We start from the raw sequence: 16,404 nt of genomic DNA, 5'->3' as shown, positions 1-16,404 counted from the left end.
CACCCTATTGATACAATGTAACAAAGGACCGCCCATGCCCTCCCACCCCCCTCGTTTCAAGCCGCATTCCCTGGCCCTGGCGCTCGCTGCGCTGCTGCCGTCCGTCGCCTTTGCGGCCTCCGACGATGATTCGCATCGTGACCGCCACCTGACCGAGCTGTCCTCGGTGCAGGTCACGGCGTCGCCGCTGCAGGGTGATGCCGAATCGCTGGCACGTCCGGTTGAAGTGCTGGCCGGTGAGCGCCTGGACGAGCAGAAAGCCGGCACCCTCGGCGACACCGTGGCCAAGCTGCCCGGCGTGCAGAGCACCTTCTTCGGTCCCGGCGTCGGCCGCCCGATCATCCGCGGCCAGGAAGGGCCGCGCGTGGCCGTGCTGTCCAACGGCATGGGCAACATGGACGCCTCCACCGTCAGCGCCGACCACGCCACCAGCATCGAGCCGTTCCTGGCCGACCAGATCGAAGTGCTGAAGGGCCCTGCGACCCTGCTGTTCGGCAGCGGCGCGATCGGCGGCGCGGTGAACGTGGTCGATGGCCGCATCGCGCGCGAACTGCCGGACCGTCCGCTCAGCGGCCGCGCCGAACTGCGCGGCAACTCGGTCAACGACGAGCGCAGCGGCATGTTCCGCCTTGACGGCGTGAGCGGCAATGTCGTGCTGCACGTGGATGGCCTGGTGCGCAATGGCGACGATTTCCGCATTCCCGGCTACGCGGTGATCGACGGCCTGGAAGACCACCACGATGACCACGACCACGCAGGCGAGGAAGGCGAAGAGCCGCGTCGCGGCCGCCTGGACAACAGCTCCATCCGCACCCGCGCCGGCGGCGTCGGCGCCACCTGGCTGGGTGAAGGCGGCTACTTCGGCGTCTCGGCCAGCACCTACCGCACCAACTACGGCATTCCCAACGGCGCCCACGTGCATGCCGACGGCGATGACCACGACCATGGTCACGACCACGACCATGGCGAGGAGGAGGAAGGTGAAGAGCATGACGTGCGCATCGACATGGTGCAGAACCGCTTCGAGACCAAGGCCGGCATCTACAACCCGGTGTCGTTCCTGAAGAACATCAACGCGCGTGTGGCCTACACCGACTACGAGCACGTGGAACTGGAAGCCGGCACGCCGTCCACCCGCTTCACCAACCGCGGCATCGAAGGCCGCCTGGAAGCAGTGCAGCAGCAGATCGGCGGCTGGGACGGCGCCTTCGGCCTGCAGGTCGGCAACAGCGATTTCGGCGCGAAGGGCGAAGAAGCCTTCGTGCCGGATACCGGCACGAAGAACATCGGCGTGTTCGTGCTGCAGGAAAAGCAGTTCGGTCCGTTCAAGCTGGAACTGGGCGGCCGCCACGACCAGGTCAAGCTGGACCCGACCGGCGACTACCAGCGCCGCAAGTTCGATGCGACCAACCTGTCGGCCGCCGGCATCTGGAAGCTCAACGATGCCGTCGACCTGCGCATCGGCGTGGACAGCTCCGAGCGCGCGCCGACCAATGAAGAGCTGTACGCCGCCGGTGCACACATCGCCACCCGCTCGCTGGAAATCGGCGATGCCAACCTGAAGACCGAGCGCGGCCAGCGCATCGAGCTGGGCATCCACACCCACAGCGAGCGCCTCGATTTCTCCGCCGCGATCTATCAGACCAAGTTCAAGGACTTCATCTACCTGGCTGACACCGGCGTGACCGAGAGCCTGCCGGTGCGTGCCTGGACCCAGCAGGACGCGGTGTTCAAGGGCGCCGAGGCCGAAGCGCTGGTGCACCTGTTCGAAGGCGGTGCCGGCGATTGGGACCTGCGCGTATTCGGCGACTACGTGCAGGCCAAGCTGGACGGCAACGGCAGCCGCACCCTCGACATCGCCGTGCCGCACGGTGACCACAACCACAACTACAGCGTGGAACTGGCCAACACCGGTTACCTGCCGCGCATCGCACCGGCCCGTGTCGGCGCCGACCTGCGCTGGGCGAAGGATGGCTGGCGTGCCTCGGTGGGCGCGGTGCGTTACAGCCGGCAGAAAGACGTTGCGCAGAACGAGGCGCCGAGCAACGGCTACACCCTGGTCGATGCGCACCTGGCCTACCGCTGGGACCGCAGCGACAGCAACAGCTACGAGCTGTTCCTGGACGGCAGCAACCTGACCAACCGCGAAGTGCGTCCGCACACCTCGCTGCTGAAGGATTACTCGCCGCTGCCGGGTCGTGGTGTCGCCTTCGGGATCCGCGCGTTCTTCTGATGGGGCATCCACGCATGGCGTGGATCTACTGATAAGCGCATCCACGCATGGCGTGGATCTACCGACTTTGATGGCTACGTGCTGTCGTTCTCTCCCGGGGGGCCCAAGTTGGCCCCCCGTTTTTTTGGTCATCCCAGTTACCCCTCACGCGGGCGTCACAAAGATGTGCGTACGACAACAAGCGGACAATCCCGTCGCCATTCGTCTCTCGCCATCCGGACATGTTTGTCCGAAAATGAAGCCATGACCACCCAACGTGCCGATGCTGCTGCCCGCCGAGCCCTCATCCTCGATGCCGCCGACCATGTGTTCGGCCAACATGGCGTTACCGCGCCGCTGGACCTGGTGGTCGAGCGTGCCGAAGTCGGCCGCGCCACCCTGTACCGCAATTTCCCCGACCGGACCGCGCTGATCCAAGCGCTGCTGCAGCGCACGGTCGACCGCATCCGCCGCCAGGTCGAGCAGCTTGGCGACCGCGACGACGCCCTGTTCGAGGTGTTCGAAGGCATGGCCCAGCGCATCGTCGATTCTCCTGCGCTGGCCGACTACTGGCGCGCGGTGGATTCGGATGTTCCGGCCATGCGCACCGCACGCGAGACCGTGCGCGACCTGCTGGAAGCGCCCATCGCCCGCGCCAAGGCCGCTGGCCTGTGCCGGCCCGACCTGGAGAAGACGGATATTTCACTGATCTCGGGCATGCTGGGTGCGGCCCTGCGCGGCAAGACCCGCGATGAGCGCGCCCAGTTGGCTGGGCGTGCCCTGCAGCTGCTGCGCGGGGGACTCCAGGGAGCAGCCAGCGGGGAACGCTGATGGTGCAGCCGTACCTCAAGCCGGTGCCGGATTGGGAGGAGCACGAGAAGCCGACCATGCCCGGTTCGGCGTCGATGCCGTGGCACCCGCCCTATCGGCGTGCAGCCTATGCGCTGGTGTCGCTGCTGGTGGCCATCACCGGCGGCCTTGGCAACGCGCTGGTAACGGCCAACCTGCCTTTCCTGCAGGGGCAACTGTCACTCACGCCCACCCAGGGCAGCTGGCTGGTCGCCGCCTACGCCATGGTGAACGTGACTGCCAACCTGCTGGCCTTCAAGTTCCGCCAGCAGTACGGCATCCGCCTGTTCGCCGAGATCGGCCTGGGGCTGTATGCGGCGCTGGCGGTGCTGCACCTGTTCGTCGGCAGTTTCGAGACCACCATGCTGACCCGCGCCGCCAGCGGTTTCGCCGGTGCTGCCTGTTCGACGCTGGGTACGCTGTACATGCTGCAGGCACTGCCGCGCCGTTTCACCGGCAACCTGCTGGTGGTCGGCGTCGGCCTGTCGCAGTTGGCGGTGCCGATTGCCTGGATCGTCTCGCCGGGCCTGGTCGATACCGGTCAATGGCACCAGCTGTATTCGTTCGAAGCAGGGCTGGCACTGTGCGCGTTTGCCGCCGTGGTGGTGCTGAAGCTGCCGCCCGGCATCCAGGTCAAGGCCTTCGAACCGCTGGACTTCCTCACCTTCGCCCTGCTCGCGCCCGCCGTCGCCCTGCTGGTGATCGTGCTCGCGCAGGGCTACACGCGCTGGTGGTTGAACACGCCGTGGCTGGGCTGGGCGCTGATCGCCTCCATCGCGCTGACCACCACCGCGCTGATCATCGAACACTACCGGCGCAATCCGCTGCTGCAGATCCGTTGGCTGTCGACGCTGCCGGTGATGCACTTCATCGTCGGCGCCTTCCTGATCCGCTTCCTGACCACCGAACAATCCTACGGCGTGGTCAACCTGATGCGCACCCTGGGCATGGGGCCGGACCAGATGCGGCCGCTGTTCGTGGTGATCCTGGCCGGCGTGGTCACCGGCATCGCCGGCGCGGCGATCACCTTCGGCCCGAAGCGGCTGATCGCGCAGCTGCTGATGGCGATCCTGCTGCTGGGCGCGGCCGCGTTCTTCGACCAGCACCGCACCAGCCTGGATCGACCACACGACTTCTACGTCAGCCAGTTCCTGGCCTCGGTGGGCGCCGGCATGTTCATGGGCCCGCTGATCATGCTCGGCATTTCGGCCGCGCTGAAACAAGGCGTGGACCACATGATCACCTTCCTGGTGACCTTGTCGATCACCCAGACGCTGGGCGGACTGGCCGGCTCGGCAGTGCTGGGAACGTTCCAGCTGCATCGCGAGCAGCTGTATTCCAGCGCCCTGACCAGCCAGCTTGATCCCGCCGACCCGGTGGTGGCGCAGCGCCTGCGCCTCCAGCAGCAGCTGTACGCCGCGCAGATCACCGACCCGGTGCTGCGCAGCGCCCAGGGCAGCGCGCAGCTGGCGCAGACCGCGCGCCGCGAAGCCAACGTGCGTGGCTTCAACGATGTGTTCACCCTGAGCGGCTGGCTGGCAATCGGCTTCCTGTGCTGGTTGCTGCTGCTGTCGCTGCGTACCGCCGTGCGCAAACAATGGCGCAAGCGCCATCCTTCCTCTCCCGCTGCGGCTGCGACCGCGGCACCGCGCTGAGTTCACTGCCATGCCTCCCGTCCCGCCCCGTCCAGACGACACCGACGCTGCCGAGAACGTCACCCCGCCACCGCCTACCGATGCGGCGCCTGCGGCGACGCCTGCCGCGCCCGCCGCCGCGCCGAAGTACCTCAAGCCGAGTTCGCGCAGCGTGGTGGTGATGGTGGTAGTGGCGTTGCTGGGCATCGCGCTGATCCTGCGCGCCTGGCATCTGTGGCCGTTCACCAGCAGCGTGATGGTGACCGACAACGCGTACGTGCGTGGTCAGATCACGGTGATGGCGCCACAGGTGAACGGCTACGTCACCGAGGTACTGGTGAAGGATTTCCAGCACGTGAAGCAGGGCGAGCCGCTGCTGCGCATCGACGACCGCATCTATGCGCAGCGTGTGGCGCAGGCACAGGCAACGCTGGACAGCGCGCGCGCGGCGCTGGCCAATTCGGACCAGTCGCAGGCGCAGAACCGCGCGCAGATCGCTTCGGCGCAGGCCACGCTGTCGGCGGGACAGGCTGAGCTGCAGCGCTCGCGCAATGAAGCCAAGCGCTACGAGGAACTGGCGGCGCAGCAGCTGGTATCGATCAACGACCGCGACAAGTTCCGCACCACCCAGGCCTCGGCACAGGCCAGCGTCCAGCAGTCACAGGCGCAGATCCGCATTGCCGAGGAGACCCTGGTTTCGACCCAGGTCTCGCGCAAGAGCCTGGAGGCACAGGTGGAAAGTGCGCAGGCACAGCTGGAACTGGCGCGCATCGACTTGGCCAATACGGTGATCCATGCACCGCGCGATGGGCAGATCAGCGAGGCCAGCGTGCGCGTGGGCCAGTACGTGGCGGCCGGTTCGCAGCTGCTGTTCCTGGTGCCGGATGCATTGTGGGTGGTGGCCAACTACAAGGAAGGCCAGACCTGGAAGATGGCGATCGGGCAGCCGGCGTCGTTCTCGGTGGATGCGTTCCAGGGCCAGGTGCTGCGTGGCCGCGTGGAAGAGATCGCGCCGGCCACGGGCTCGGAGTTCAGCGTGCTGCGCCCGGACAATGCCAGCGGCAATTTCACCAAGGTGGTGCAGCGGTTGCCGGTGCGGATCTCGATCAACGGGGAGCAAGAACTGGCGGCGCGGTTGCGGCCGGGCATGTCGGTGATCGTGCGGGTGGATACTGCGACGAAGCCGATGGACTAAACGCTGGCCTGCTTGACTGCGCGGCTTCGTCGAAGGCAGCAAACGGCGGAGCCCCTCGTGGCTGATCGTTGCGGTTGGATTGGTGGGATTGGCCGGGTGGGTGAGGCAGGCGGGACACGCCGTGAACCCATCCCTGGGGGCTCGTAGGCGCCATCCATGGCGCCTGCGGTCCCGCCTACCCCACCCACCCGGCCACGGACAGGTTCCGTGCGCGTCAGCCACGTGAATCAAAGGATGAAAATCAAAAGCGAAAGCGCGCGGCTCCGCTTTTTTGTAGTGTTGAGCCATGCTCGACTGCTTTGCTGCAGGAACAGACGACAACGATGAAATTCAACGCACTGGCCCGCAAGGCGGCCAAGGGTTCTGCGCCACTGGAGCATGGCGGTGCGGTCGAGGTGGAAGACCTGATCGGCTTCGTGCTGGAGCATGGTGCCGAAGGTGCAGCCGAGATTGAACGTCTGTGCGCGCTGCATGGCTGGCGCGAGGAGTTCCAGTACAACGGCGATGGCACGCATTTCGCGCCGATGGCGCCGTGGGCAAAGGCCTGTGCTGCGTTCGGGTGCGGCGGCGTGGCGGCGATGTTGCCGCTGCTGGATCAGCCGCGCATGGCGAACTACGCGATCGGGGTGCTGGAAGAGGTGCGCAGCGAGGCTTCGGTTGCCGCCCTGCTGGCGTTCTGCGGACAGGCCGATTTCAGCCAGGATGATCCCACGTCAGCTCCTTGGCGGGCGTTGGCTGCGCTGAACGTGCTGCTGTCGTTCGACAAGGGTGTGGCGGTGTCTACGGATATCCAACAGACGTTGCTGCAGCGTGTGCAGCGCGCGTGGGGCCAAGCGCCGACGCCGCAACGCCAGTGCATGGCGCTGTATGCCGCGCGCGGCGCACGCGTTGCCGAGGCGTTGGACTGGGTGCAGTCACTGGTGCTGGAGGATGCGGAGTTGATCGCCGCACGCAAGGCAGTGCTGAAGCATCTGCGCAGGCATCTGTGAGATGGGGTCAGATCCCTTTGCCACTGGCAAAGGGATCTGACCCCAATCGCGAGGATACCGGCCAGCGGCCGGCACTACCGTTCCGTCAGCCGGCGCAGCGGGCGCAGAGCCCGTGCACTTCCAGCGTCTGTGCCTGCGGCTGGAAACCGAGTTCCTTGGCCCGCTTCTCCAGCTGGGTCACGATCTCGCGGTCTTCCAGTTCCACCGCGCTGTGGCAGCTGTTGCAGATCAGGAACGGCACCGAATGGGCCGCACTGCTGGGATGGTGGCAGGCCACGAAGGCATTGACCGATTCCAGCTTGTGCACGAAGCCATTGGCCATCAGGAAATCCAGCGCGCGGTACACGGTAGGCGGGGCATCAGCGCCCACACCCTTGCCGTTGCGCACCCACTCCAGCAGCTCGTAGGCCTTGACCGGCTTGCCGGCCTCGGCGATCAGCTTGAGCACGTTGGCGCGGATCGGGGTCAGGCGCAGCCCGCGCTCACGCGAGACACGCTCGACCACCGCCACGAAATCCGAAGCGTCGTGGACATGGTGGTGCGGGGCCGTACAGGCGGTTTTGGCGGACATGCGCGTTCTCCAGTTCGGGCGTGGGCCGGTGGGCTCAGGCCGTTGCTACCTTGGTGATGGCCACATCGATGCGTTTCAAGGCCTGCTCGCGGCCGGCCAGGTACACGGTATGGGAAATGTCAGGGCTGACCTGGGTGCCGGTGATGGCCACGCGCAGCGGCTGGGCGACCTTGCCCATGCCCATTTCCAGCGCCGCAGCTGCATCGTGCAGGGCCACGCCAACAGCCTCGGCGGTCCACTCCGGCAGGGCTGCCAGCAGCTCGCGGGCCTTGCCCAGCGGCAGTTCCGCACCGGCCTTGAAGTGCTTGGCCACGGCCGCTTCATCGTACTCGTTCAGCGGCTGGTACCAGACCACGGCCTTCTCGGCCATTTCCTTCAGGGTCTGCACGCGCTCGCGCAGGGCGATCACCACGTCCACCGGCGCCGGTCCAGCGGCCACGTCCAGGCCCAGCTTCTGCAGCTGGTAGACCAGGTGCGGCGCGATCGCGGCCGGTTCCTCGGTCTTCAGGAAGTGCTGGTTGACCCAGCCCAGCTTGGCCATGTCCAGGCGCGAGGCCTTGGAATTGCAGTCCTTCACGTCGAACAGGTCGATCAGTTCCTGGCGGCTGAACAGCTCCTGGTCGCCGTGCGACCAGCCCAGCCGGGCCAGGTAGCTCAGCAGCGCGTCGGGCAGGTAACCGGCGTCCTTGTACTGCATCACGTCGGCCGCGCCGGTGCGCTTGGACAGCTTGGCGCCCTGCTCGTCCAGGATCATCGGCATGTGGCCGAACTTCGGTACCGGCGCGCCGATACCTTCGTACAGGTTGATCTGGCGCGGGGTATTGTTGATGTGGTCGTCGCCACGGATGACTTCGGAAATCTTCATGTCCCAGTCGTCCACCACCACCGCGAAGTTGTAGGTGGGGTAGCCGTCCGGACGGAAGATGACCATGTCATCCAGTTCGCTGTTGGCGATCTCGATACGGCCCTTGATCAGGTCATCGAACACCACCGTGCCTTCAAGCGGGTTCTTGAAGCGGATGACGCGGTTCGGGTCGTCCCGGTACGGCAGCCCCTGATCGCGCGCGGCGCCGTTGTAGCGCGGCTTTTCCTGCTTGGCCATCGCGGCCTCGCGCATGGCATCCAGCTCTTCGCGGGTTTCATAGGCGTAGTACGCCTTGCCGTCGGCGATCAGCTGCTCGGCCACTTCCTTGTACCGGGCGACGCGCTCGGTCTGGTAGAACGGACCTTCGTCGTAGTCCAGGCCCAGCCACTCCATCGCCTCCAGGATGGCGTCGATCGCGCCCTGGGTGCTGCGTTCGCGGTCGGTGTCCTCGATGCGCAGCACGAACTCGCCGCCACGATGGCGGGCCTCCAGCCAGCAGTACAGCGCGGTGCGGGCGCCACCGATATGCAGGTAGCCGGTGGGACTGGGGGCGAAGCGGGTGCGGCAGGTCATGGAGGGCTCGAGGAACGGGTATCCCCCGATTTTACCAGCCCTCCGTCCCCTGCGGAAAAAGGGGACGGAGGGGATCAAGTCGCTACTCCCCCGCTCCTGCGGGGATGCGCGGGCAATGGAGGGGAAATACGACCTGATCCCTCCGTCCCCTTTTCAGGGCTCGGGCTTGCGCGGGAACGGCTGCTCGCGCATGGCGGCGTGGTAGGCGAAGGAGGCAACGATGGCAGCGGCCTGCTTCAGGTCTTCCGGTTCGGCGTGGTCCCAGGTGTCCAGGTGGCTGTGGTGGACGTTGCTGAAATAGTCCAGCTTGTCCTGGATGAACTGGAAGCCCGGCAGGCCGATGCGGTCGAAGCTGATGTGGTCGGTGCTGCCGGTGTTGCGGGTAGCCACGGTGGTTGCACCCACGTCATGGAACGGGGCCAGCCAGGCTTCGAAGATCGGCATCGCCGCCAGGTTTTCCTGTGCGTAGATGCCACGGAAGCGACCCGAGCCGTTGTCCATGTTGAAGTAGACCTGGAACTTGCCGTAGTCACGGGTCTTCTGCAGCGCACCGGTCGGCTCGCGCAGCGAGGCAGGCAGCGCCTTCTGCGCCGGGTCGGTCGGCTCGGGGAATCGACCGAAGTGCTTGGCCACGTATGCCTGCGAGCCGATCAGCCCCTGTTCCTCGCCACTCCACAGCGCAACCCGGATGGTGCGCTTGGGCTTGGCGCCGCTGGCCTTGAGGATGCGCATGGCCTCCATCATCACCGCCACGCCGGCCGCGTTGTCGGCTGCGCCGGTGCCGCTGTGCCAGGAATCCAGGTGCGCACCGATCATCACCACTTCGTCGGGCCTGCTGCTGCCGCGGATCTCGGCCAGCGTGTTGTAGCCGGGCTGGTCCGCTTCATCGGTGAAGCGAGCGGCCACATCCACGCGCAGGCGCACGCTCTGCTTGGCTTCCAGCGCGCGTACCAGCGGATTGAAGTGCTCGGCGATCATCGCCAGTTCGGGAATGCCGACCGACTCGCCGGCCTTGCGCGAGCCACCACCGGCCACGCGGATGATGCCGTTGTCCCAGCTGCTGATGCTGATCGAGGCCAGCGCCCCTTCTTCGACGAAGAACGCGTTGACCTTCGCCGCCAGCGCCTGCTTCTCCTGGTATTCCTTGACCCGCTTGGCACGGTCGGCGGCCACGTCCTTGTCCTTGGGCAGGGTGAACTCCTGCAGGCCTTCCAGCGAGGTGGCGTCGTGCCGGTGCGAATCGGCGTCGGTGCCACGCTTGTATTCGCGTGCTTCGCCCAGCAGCAGGATCTTGCCGCGCAACTTGCCGCGATACTTCTCGATGTCCTCGGGCTTCTTGATGTCCACCTGCAGCAGTTCGCCCTCGACCGGGCCCCTGGTGCCCGGCGTCCACGCCTTGGGCAGGGCATGCAGTGGCTGCACACGATCGCCCAGCATCTCCACGCTGGCCGAGGTGAATTCCCAGCCACGGCCGAATTCGTCGAAAGCTTCGTCGTGGACGTTGTCCAGCTTCCATTCGCTGAACTTGCCGCGGGTCCAGGCGTTGGCGCGGCCCATCGCCGGCGAATTGGTCAGGCGCGGCCCGATGCGTTCGGTGAGGTAGCTGAAGGTGTCCATCACCTGCGATTTGTGGAACGCCTGCTGCCGGATCTTGCCGACCATGTCCAGGTCCACCGGCTCGCGCTGCTGCGCCACCGCATTGCCACCCATCGCCAGCGCTACTGCCAGCACGCCCCACTTCAGCACATCGCACCCCTGCCCTTCGGCTCGATCATCAACCGGTCGAGTCTAGCCAGCCAGGGCGCCGGGCCCCCGTCCCATCGGTCATGGGCATCTGGTAGATCCACGCCATGCGTGGATGGGGCCTTGCGCGGCTGTCACCCCTTCCACCCGAGCCACAGCTGCGCACGCTCCGGCAACAGCAGCAGCCAATGCCGCTGGTCGATGCTGCTGCAGCCAAACACGGTGGCGTGTTCCGGCCACTCCGCAGGCAGCCCGTCGATGCCGATCTCCGACAATGCCGCCGCCCCGGCCTTCCATGGCCGATAACGGGGCACCTCGCCCGCGAGCGCTCCGCGTCCGTGCCGCGCCTCCCGCAGCCAGTCCAGCCCACGCCGCTGCAGTCCCTCGCAGGTGATGGCGGCCAGCTGGAAGCGGACCAGGCCGGGGGCGATCCGTGCCCCCGGCAAAGCCGCCAACACCCCATGCGCCTGCAGCAGCGCATCCACTTCCAGCAGGGAGGGAATGCCCTGTCGTGCCCGTTGCTGCAATCCTTGGCGCCAACCCATGGCGTGCTCCTTACTTCTGCTCGGCCAGGGCGTACCAGTCGACCCGACGGGTCACCCACATCGCCAGCGCCAGGATCACGAACAGCAGCAGCGAGCCCATCAGCAGTGCATTGTTTTCCGACACCAGCAGCCCATACAGCGCGCCGTACAGCACGGTGAGCATCGCGGCGAAGCCCAGGCCGCGCTTCCAGTGACCCAGCACGTTGGCCAGGTACACCGCCTGCAGACTGATACAGGCCAGCGCCGAGACCAGGTAGGCCTGCCAGAAGGCGATGTGCTCGGACAGGCTGATCAGCAGCAGGAAGAAGATCGCCAGCGCCAGGCCGACCATCAGGTACTGCAGCGGGTGGATGCGCAGCGACTTGATCAGCTCGAACAGGATGAAGCCAACGAACGTCAGCACCACGAACAGCACGCCGTACTTGGAAGCGCGGTCGGCCTGGGTATAGGTATCGACCGGGTCCACCAGCGAGACCTGCACCGCCTGCGCGTCCAGGTCATCGCCTTCGTGCAGTCGCTGCTGCGCGTCCGATGCCAGCGAGGACACGGCCCAACGTGCATCGAAGCCCTGTGCATCCACACGCCGCTCGTTGGGCAGGAACGCACCGGCAAACGACGGGTGCGGCCAGCTGGAGCGAAGGGCGATCTGGTTGTCATCGCCCACCGGCACCACCGACAGCGAGCGGCTGCCATCGAGCTGCAGTTCCAGTTCCACGCTGCTGGCCGCCAGGGTGCCTCCGCTGCGCGAGATGCCGGCGATCGGTGCATGCAGCCCACGGCCCAGTGCGGATGCGCCGGCCACGCCCGGCAGCAGCTTGACCTGCTGTCCATCAACGCGCAGGTTCGGCGTACCGACCAGACCGCGCGCATCGGACACGCCCAGCGCGATGTAGGCCTCACCATAGGTCGTGCCATCGTGCTCCGGGTAGTCATCCTCGCTGAAGGTCGCCTTGAGCTGGCCATTCCAGCTGTACACCGGCACCTTGAACAGGCCGACCGAACGCTGGCTTGGCAGCAGCTCGCCGCTGATCTGCAGGGTGGCCGGCGGCTGCAACCAGTAGCCCTGGGTGGTCTGCAGCTCGGTCTTCTTGTTGCCCTGCGCATCGACCACTTCCACCAGCTGGCGCTTGGACCACGGCACCACGCGCACTGGCCCGACCACGCGCTGGGTACCGGCACGGCTTTCGGCCACCCGCGAATAGGCCTCTTCGCGATAGGCGCTGCGCTCGGTGATGACGCTGCGGATCAGAAACAGCGGGATCAGCAGCAGCAGGATCAGGCCGCCGACAATGGCGAACCGCAGCAGCATCTTCAGGGATTTCATCGTCCGTCCTCGTTGGAGAGGACTGCAGGATGGATCGCTGCGGTGAGCAGGGTTTGTGGCGAATTTGAAGCGAGTGTGAAGTCAGCGCCGCTGGCGCTGCCCAGGTATCGCCAGCGGCAGCCACAGGCTGGCCACGGTGCCGCCTGCTTCGCGCGGCTGCAGGCCGGCGCGGCCGTCATGCAGGCGCGCGACTTCCTGCACGAAGGGCAGGCCGAGGCCGGAACTGCGGCGGCCGGTGCCGGGTCGGGCCAGCGAATAGAAGCGTTCGAACACGCGCTCGCGTGCGTAATCGGGAATGCCCGCGCCACGGTCGGCAACCTGCAGGCGTACACCCTGCCCGTCCAGCTGTGCATCCAGCTGCACCTGTGCCCCGGGCGGCGAGAACGCAATGGCGTTGTCGATCAGGTTGTGCAGCGCTTGCCGCAGCAGATAACCATCGCCCTGCACACGCAGGTCGGGCACCTGGTCGATATGCAGCTCGACACCGGCTGCCTGCGCGCGTACCTGCGCTGCCGTTGCGGCTTCCTGCAGCAGCGCGGGCAAGGCAATCGGATCACGGGTCTGCAACCAGCCGTGCTGCTCGACCTCGGCCAGCGCCAGCAGCTTGTCGATGGTTTCGGTCAGCCGCTCCTGCTGGTCGACGATGCTACGTGCGAAATGCGCGCGGTCGGCGTCGGCCATCGGCTCCTGCAGCAGTTCGGCCGCACCGCGGATCGCCGCCAACGGACTTTTCATCTCGTGGGTCAGCGATTGCACATACTGTTCGACGTACGCCTTGCCTTCCAGCTTGCGCCGCATCGTCTCCAGCGCCTGGCCAAGCTCGCCGATCTCATCGTTGCGGCGCTTGGGCGGTGGCACCGGCTCACCGGCACTGACCGCCCGCGCATAGCGGCTGAGCTGGCCCAGGCCGTTGGTCAGCCACATCGTCACCAGCACACCCACCAGCGCCGACAGGCCGATCAGCCACGCGCCGCGTTCGATGATGGCGCGCTGGCTGGCGGCAATGAACGGATCGATGCTGCGGTTGGGCTGGGCCAGGCTGAGCACGCCGATCAGGGTGCTGCCATCGACCGGGTCGTACACCGGCGCGGCCACGTGCATCACCGTGTTGCTGTCATCGCCCGGCGTTTCCGGGCTGGAGCGCGCGCCGTACTCGCCGCGCAGCGTGCGATAGACATCATTCCAGCGCGAATTGTCGCGGCCCACATCGCGGCCCAACGAGTCGTAGATCACGATGCCCTTGGCGTCGGTGATCGTCACCCGGTAGTCCAGCGCACGCTTGGGGAAGCGCCAGACCATGGCCTTCAGGTCACGCTGCCGGGCCTTGGCCAGGTTGCGGGTGAAGCTGCCGTTGCGGATGGTGCCGGCCTTGACGTCGGCGGCAGCCATCTCGGCCAGCACATTGGCCGCGTCCACCAGGGTCGATTCCATCGCCTGGCGCACGCCCGGCTTCACTTCATTGACGAAAACGCGCATCACGAAGAACGCGGCGATGCCCACGATCAGGAAGAAGCCCAGGAACAGTTTCAGGACCAGACGCACCCGTCAGACCTCCAGGGCGTAGCCGAGGCCGCGATGGGTGCGGATCGGCTCACCGCTGGCGCCGGCCGCCCGCAGCTTGGCGCGCAACGTCTTGACGTGGGTGTCGACGGTGCGGTCAGCGCTGTCGGCGGCGCTGTCCCAGCCACGGTCCATCAACTGGGCGCGGCTGAGGATCGCGCCGGGGCGCTGCAGCAGCGCTTCCAGCAGGGCATATTCATAGCGGGTCAGGTCCAGCGCGTGGCCCTGGAAGCGGATGCGGCGGCCTTCACGATCGATGGCGAAGGCACCATGTTCCTGCCAGCCGGTCTCGGCACCCGAGGCGGCCGGAGCGGGCGTGGCACGCCGCAGCCGGGCACGCACCCGCGCCACCAGCTCGCGCGGCGAGAACGGCTTGGCCATGTAGTCGTCGGCCCCCAGCTCCAGGCCCAGCACGCGGTCGAGTTCGTCGTTGCGTGCGGTCAGGAAGATCACCGGCACCTGCGCCACCGGCCCCGGCAGGGCGCGCAGCCGGCGACAGACCTCGAAACCACTGAGGTCTGGCAGGCCGACATCCAGCACCACCAGGTCGATATCGCCGGCCTGCAGCTGCTGCAGGGCTTGCCCGCCCAGCAGGCTGTGGCTGGCCGCATAGCCTTCGCTGCGCAGCGCATAGAGCACGGTTTCGGCGATGGCCGCTTCGTCTTCAACCACCAGGACATGGGTAACAGGCGCTGTCATGGCGCGCAGCATAGCCGCTGCGGCCCTCGCCCCGTACACTGCCGCCCATGAACTATCGCCACGCCTTCCACGCCGGCAACCACGCCGATGTCCTCAAGCACATCGTGCAGCTGGCCCTGATCGACAGCTTCAAGCGCAAGGACAGCCCGTTCTTCGTGCTCGACACCCACGGCGGTGCCGGCCGCTACCTGCTGGCCAGCGAAGAAAGCCGCAAGACCCTTGAGGCCGAATCCGGGGTCATGCGGCTGATGGCCCAGCCCAAGCTGCCGGAGGTGGTCGAGCGCTACCTCAAGGCAGTGCAGGCCGACAATCCGGTCGGCGCGATGATCGCCTACCCCGGCTCGCCGCTGCTGAGCGCGCAGGCCATGCGCCCGCAGGACCGCATGGCGGTGTGCGAGCTGCAGGAGGACGAAGCCGCGTCGCTGAAGACCCTGTTCGCCCATGACAGCCGCGTCGGCGTACACCCCGGTGACGGCTACGCGCTGCTGCGCTCGCTGCTGCCGCCCAAGGCCAACGGCGCCAAGATCGGCCGCGGCCTGGTCCTGATCGACCCGCCCTACGAGGCCCAGGATGCCGAGTACCAAGCGATCCTGGCCGCGCTGGCCGAGACCCTGGCGCGCTGGCCGCAGGCCACCTGTGCGGTCTGGTTCCCGATCAAGCAGCGCCGCACCATCCTGCATTTCCTGCGCAAGGCCACCGCACTGCCGGTGAAGTCGGCGATGACCATCGAGTTCCTGGTGCGCCCGGACGACTCGCCGCTGCGCCTCAACGGCAGTGGCATGCTGGTGCTTAATGCGCCCTGGCAGTTCGACCGCGTGGTCGGCCCGGCCCTGCCGGCGCTGCGCCAGCATCTGGGCGAACCCGGTGCCAGCACCCGCCTGGACTGGCTGAAGACGGCCGAATAAGGGCCTTCACGAGGCTGTACGACCGTGAGCCTTTCGTTCACGGAATACAGCCCCGGTGATGACACAATCGATGGACCACCAAGGAATCACCCGGTATGGCCACTCGCAACCGCATGCCGCCCTGGCATGAGATCTTCAAGGCTCCCAGCGGCCACGAGCTGCTGATCCGCCCCATCCGCCCGGAAGATGGCGCGCCGCTGCAGGCCGCCTTCAGCCTGTTCGGGCCGGAAGAAATCCGTGACCGTTTCCTGCAGTCGGTGACCGAGCTGTCGCCGGAAACCACCCAGCGCCTGACCCACCCCAATCCGAAGACCGAGATCACCCTGGTCGCCGCCGAGTCGCTGCCGGCCGGTGAGGCCGTGGTCGGCGCGGTGGCCCGTGCCTCGATCATCCCCGGTACCCGCGAAGCCGAATACGCGATCCTGATCAGCCGGTTCCTGATCGGCCAGGGCCTGGGCCGCCAGCTGATGCGCAAGCTGGTGAAATGGGGCCGCGGCAAGTACCTGGACCGCCTGTACGGCGATGTCGCCGCCGAGAACGAGCCGATGAAGCAGCTGGCCGCCTCGCTGGGCTTCAAGCCGGTGCCGCACCCGAACGGGGCCGAGGGCCTGGTGCGGATGGTGCTGGAGCTGGACAACTGACGGTAGCGCCGGGCCCTGCCCGGCGATGTTGATCCGACCGCTGCGCTCGCCGGGCATGGCCCGGCGCTACCCCGGTCACGTAACGATCATGGGCCCGGC

General features: G+C 66.9%; 14 protein-coding genes. 7 read left to right on the top strand and 7 right to left on the bottom strand.

Translation table 11 applies throughout. From position 1 onward, the window contains the following. The first annotated feature begins 34 nt into the window (after positions 1-34). The 5 genes from QP457_RS07035 to QP457_RS07015 all read left to right on the top strand — a co-directional run bounded on the left by QP457_RS07035 (position 35) and on the right by QP457_RS07015 (position 6,879). Complete coding sequence (locus QP457_RS07035) at positions 35-2,233, top strand: TonB-dependent receptor (protein WP_205404814.1); 2,199 nt, start codon at positions 35-37, stop codon at positions 2,231-2,233. A 243-nt stretch (positions 2,234-2,476) separates the two neighbouring features. Further along, complete coding sequence (locus QP457_RS07030; RefSeq protein WP_025879336.1) at positions 2,477-3,043, top strand: TetR/AcrR family transcriptional regulator; 567 nt, start codon at positions 2,477-2,479, stop codon at positions 3,041-3,043. Beyond that, positions 3,043-4,716, top strand: coding sequence for an MFS transporter (locus QP457_RS07025; RefSeq protein WP_205404815.1), 1,674 nt, complete (start codon positions 3,043-3,045; stop codon positions 4,714-4,716). The genes QP457_RS07030 and QP457_RS07025 overlap by 1 nt, the downstream gene beginning before the upstream one ends. A gap of 10 nt (positions 4,717-4,726) precedes the next feature. Beyond that, positions 4,727-5,890 (top strand): HlyD family secretion protein, encoded by a 1,164-nt coding sequence (locus QP457_RS07020; RefSeq protein WP_205404816.1) that lies wholly within the window; start codon positions 4,727-4,729, stop codon positions 5,888-5,890. 323 nt (positions 5,891-6,213) lie between these two features. Next, positions 6,214-6,879 (top strand): hypothetical protein, encoded by a 666-nt coding sequence (locus QP457_RS07015; RefSeq protein ID WP_205404817.1) that lies wholly within the window; start codon positions 6,214-6,216, stop codon positions 6,877-6,879. 85 nt (positions 6,880-6,964) lie between these two features. Here QP457_RS07015 and QP457_RS07010 read toward each other — a convergent pair whose 3' ends face one another. The 7 genes from QP457_RS07010 to creB all read right to left on the bottom strand — a co-directional run bounded on the left by QP457_RS07010 (position 6,965) and on the right by creB (position 14,771). Continuing rightward, positions 6,965-7,450 (bottom strand): Fur family transcriptional regulator, encoded by a 486-nt coding sequence (locus tag QP457_RS07010; protein WP_025879333.1) that lies wholly within the window; start codon positions 7,448-7,450, stop codon positions 6,965-6,967. Between the two features lie 34 nt (positions 7,451-7,484). After that, a complete protein-coding gene (gene gltX / locus QP457_RS07005; RefSeq protein WP_205404818.1) occupies positions 7,485-8,888 on the bottom strand; it encodes a glutamate--tRNA ligase in 1,404 nt (467 codons plus the stop codon). 153 nt (positions 8,889-9,041) lie between these two features. Continuing rightward, a complete protein-coding gene (locus tag QP457_RS07000; RefSeq protein ID WP_100551978.1) occupies positions 9,042-10,634 on the bottom strand; it encodes a M28 family metallopeptidase in 1,593 nt (530 codons plus the stop codon). 131 nt (positions 10,635-10,765) lie between these two features. Next, positions 10,766-11,176: a hypothetical protein gene (locus QP457_RS06995; RefSeq protein WP_180164103.1), complete on the bottom strand. Its 411-nt coding sequence runs from the start codon at positions 11,174-11,176 to the stop codon at positions 10,766-10,768. Between the two features lie 10 nt (positions 11,177-11,186). Next, a complete protein-coding gene (creD, locus tag QP457_RS06990) occupies positions 11,187-12,500 on the bottom strand; it encodes a cell envelope integrity protein CreD (protein ID WP_205404819.1) in 1,314 nt (437 codons plus the stop codon). Positions 12,501-12,581: 81 nt separating this feature from the next. Further along, positions 12,582-14,042, bottom strand: coding sequence for a two-component system sensor histidine kinase CreC (creC, locus tag QP457_RS06985; RefSeq protein WP_205404820.1), 1,461 nt, complete (start codon positions 14,040-14,042; stop codon positions 12,582-12,584). A 3-nt stretch (positions 14,043-14,045) separates the two neighbouring features. Beyond that, positions 14,046-14,771 carry a two-component system response regulator CreB gene (gene creB, locus QP457_RS06980; protein ID WP_100551975.1) on the bottom strand — a complete coding sequence of 242 codons (726 nt, stop codon included), beginning with the start codon at positions 14,769-14,771 and terminating at the stop codon, positions 14,046-14,048. A gap of 35 nt (positions 14,772-14,806) precedes the next feature. On the opposite strand from creB, the gene rlmJ reads away from it, so the two are divergent. Together rlmJ and QP457_RS06970 are read left to right on the top strand one after the other, a co-directional pair. After that, positions 14,807-15,664 (top strand): 23S rRNA (adenine(2030)-N(6))-methyltransferase RlmJ, encoded by an 858-nt coding sequence (gene rlmJ / locus QP457_RS06975; RefSeq protein WP_132825582.1) that lies wholly within the window; start codon positions 14,807-14,809, stop codon positions 15,662-15,664. 95 nt (positions 15,665-15,759) lie between these two features. Then, a complete protein-coding gene (locus QP457_RS06970) occupies positions 15,760-16,305 on the top strand; it encodes a GNAT family N-acetyltransferase (protein ID WP_025879325.1) in 546 nt (181 codons plus the stop codon). Positions 16,306-16,404: the final 99 nt, after the last annotated feature.

The sequence above is a fragment of the Stenotrophomonas sp. As-7 genome (assembly GCF_030291015.1).
GTDB lineage: Bacteria > Pseudomonadota > Gammaproteobacteria > Xanthomonadales > Xanthomonadaceae > Stenotrophomonas > Stenotrophomonas lactitubi.
Note: the sequence above shows the minus strand (reverse complement) of the source record. Positions and strands in the feature narration are given on the sequence as shown.

Excerpts from the sequence above, each read along its gene's own strand:
- QP457_RS07035 (WP_205404814.1), top strand. The coding sequence starts at position 35 with ATGCCCTCCCACCCCCCTCGTTTCAAGCCGCATTCCCTGGCCCTGGCG.
- QP457_RS07030 (WP_025879336.1), top strand. The coding sequence starts at position 2,477 with ATGACCACCCAACGTGCCGATGCTGCTGCCCGCCGAGCCCTCATCCTC.
- QP457_RS07025 (WP_205404815.1), top strand. The coding sequence starts at position 3,043 with ATGGTGCAGCCGTACCTCAAGCCGGTGCCGGATTGGGAGGAGCACGAG.
- QP457_RS07020 (WP_205404816.1), top strand. The coding sequence starts at position 4,727 with ATGCCTCCCGTCCCGCCCCGTCCAGACGACACCGACGCTGCCGAGAAC.
- QP457_RS07015 (WP_205404817.1), top strand. The coding sequence starts at position 6,214 with ATGAAATTCAACGCACTGGCCCGCAAGGCGGCCAAGGGTTCTGCGCCA.
- QP457_RS07010 (WP_025879333.1), bottom strand. The coding sequence starts at position 7,450 with ATGTCCGCCAAAACCGCCTGTACGGCCCCGCACCACCATGTCCACGAC.
- gltX (WP_205404818.1), bottom strand. The coding sequence starts at position 8,888 with ATGACCTGCCGCACCCGCTTCGCCCCCAGTCCCACCGGCTACCTGCAT.
- QP457_RS06995 (WP_180164103.1), bottom strand. The coding sequence starts at position 11,176 with ATGGGTTGGCGCCAAGGATTGCAGCAACGGGCACGACAGGGCATTCCC.
- creD (WP_205404819.1), bottom strand. The coding sequence starts at position 12,500 with ATGAAATCCCTGAAGATGCTGCTGCGGTTCGCCATTGTCGGCGGCCTG.
- creB (WP_100551975.1), bottom strand. The coding sequence starts at position 14,771 with ATGCTGCGCGCCATGACAGCGCCTGTTACCCATGTCCTGGTGGTTGAA.
- rlmJ (WP_132825582.1), top strand. The coding sequence starts at position 14,807 with ATGAACTATCGCCACGCCTTCCACGCCGGCAACCACGCCGATGTCCTC.
- QP457_RS06970 (WP_025879325.1), top strand. The coding sequence starts at position 15,760 with ATGGCCACTCGCAACCGCATGCCGCCCTGGCATGAGATCTTCAAGGCT.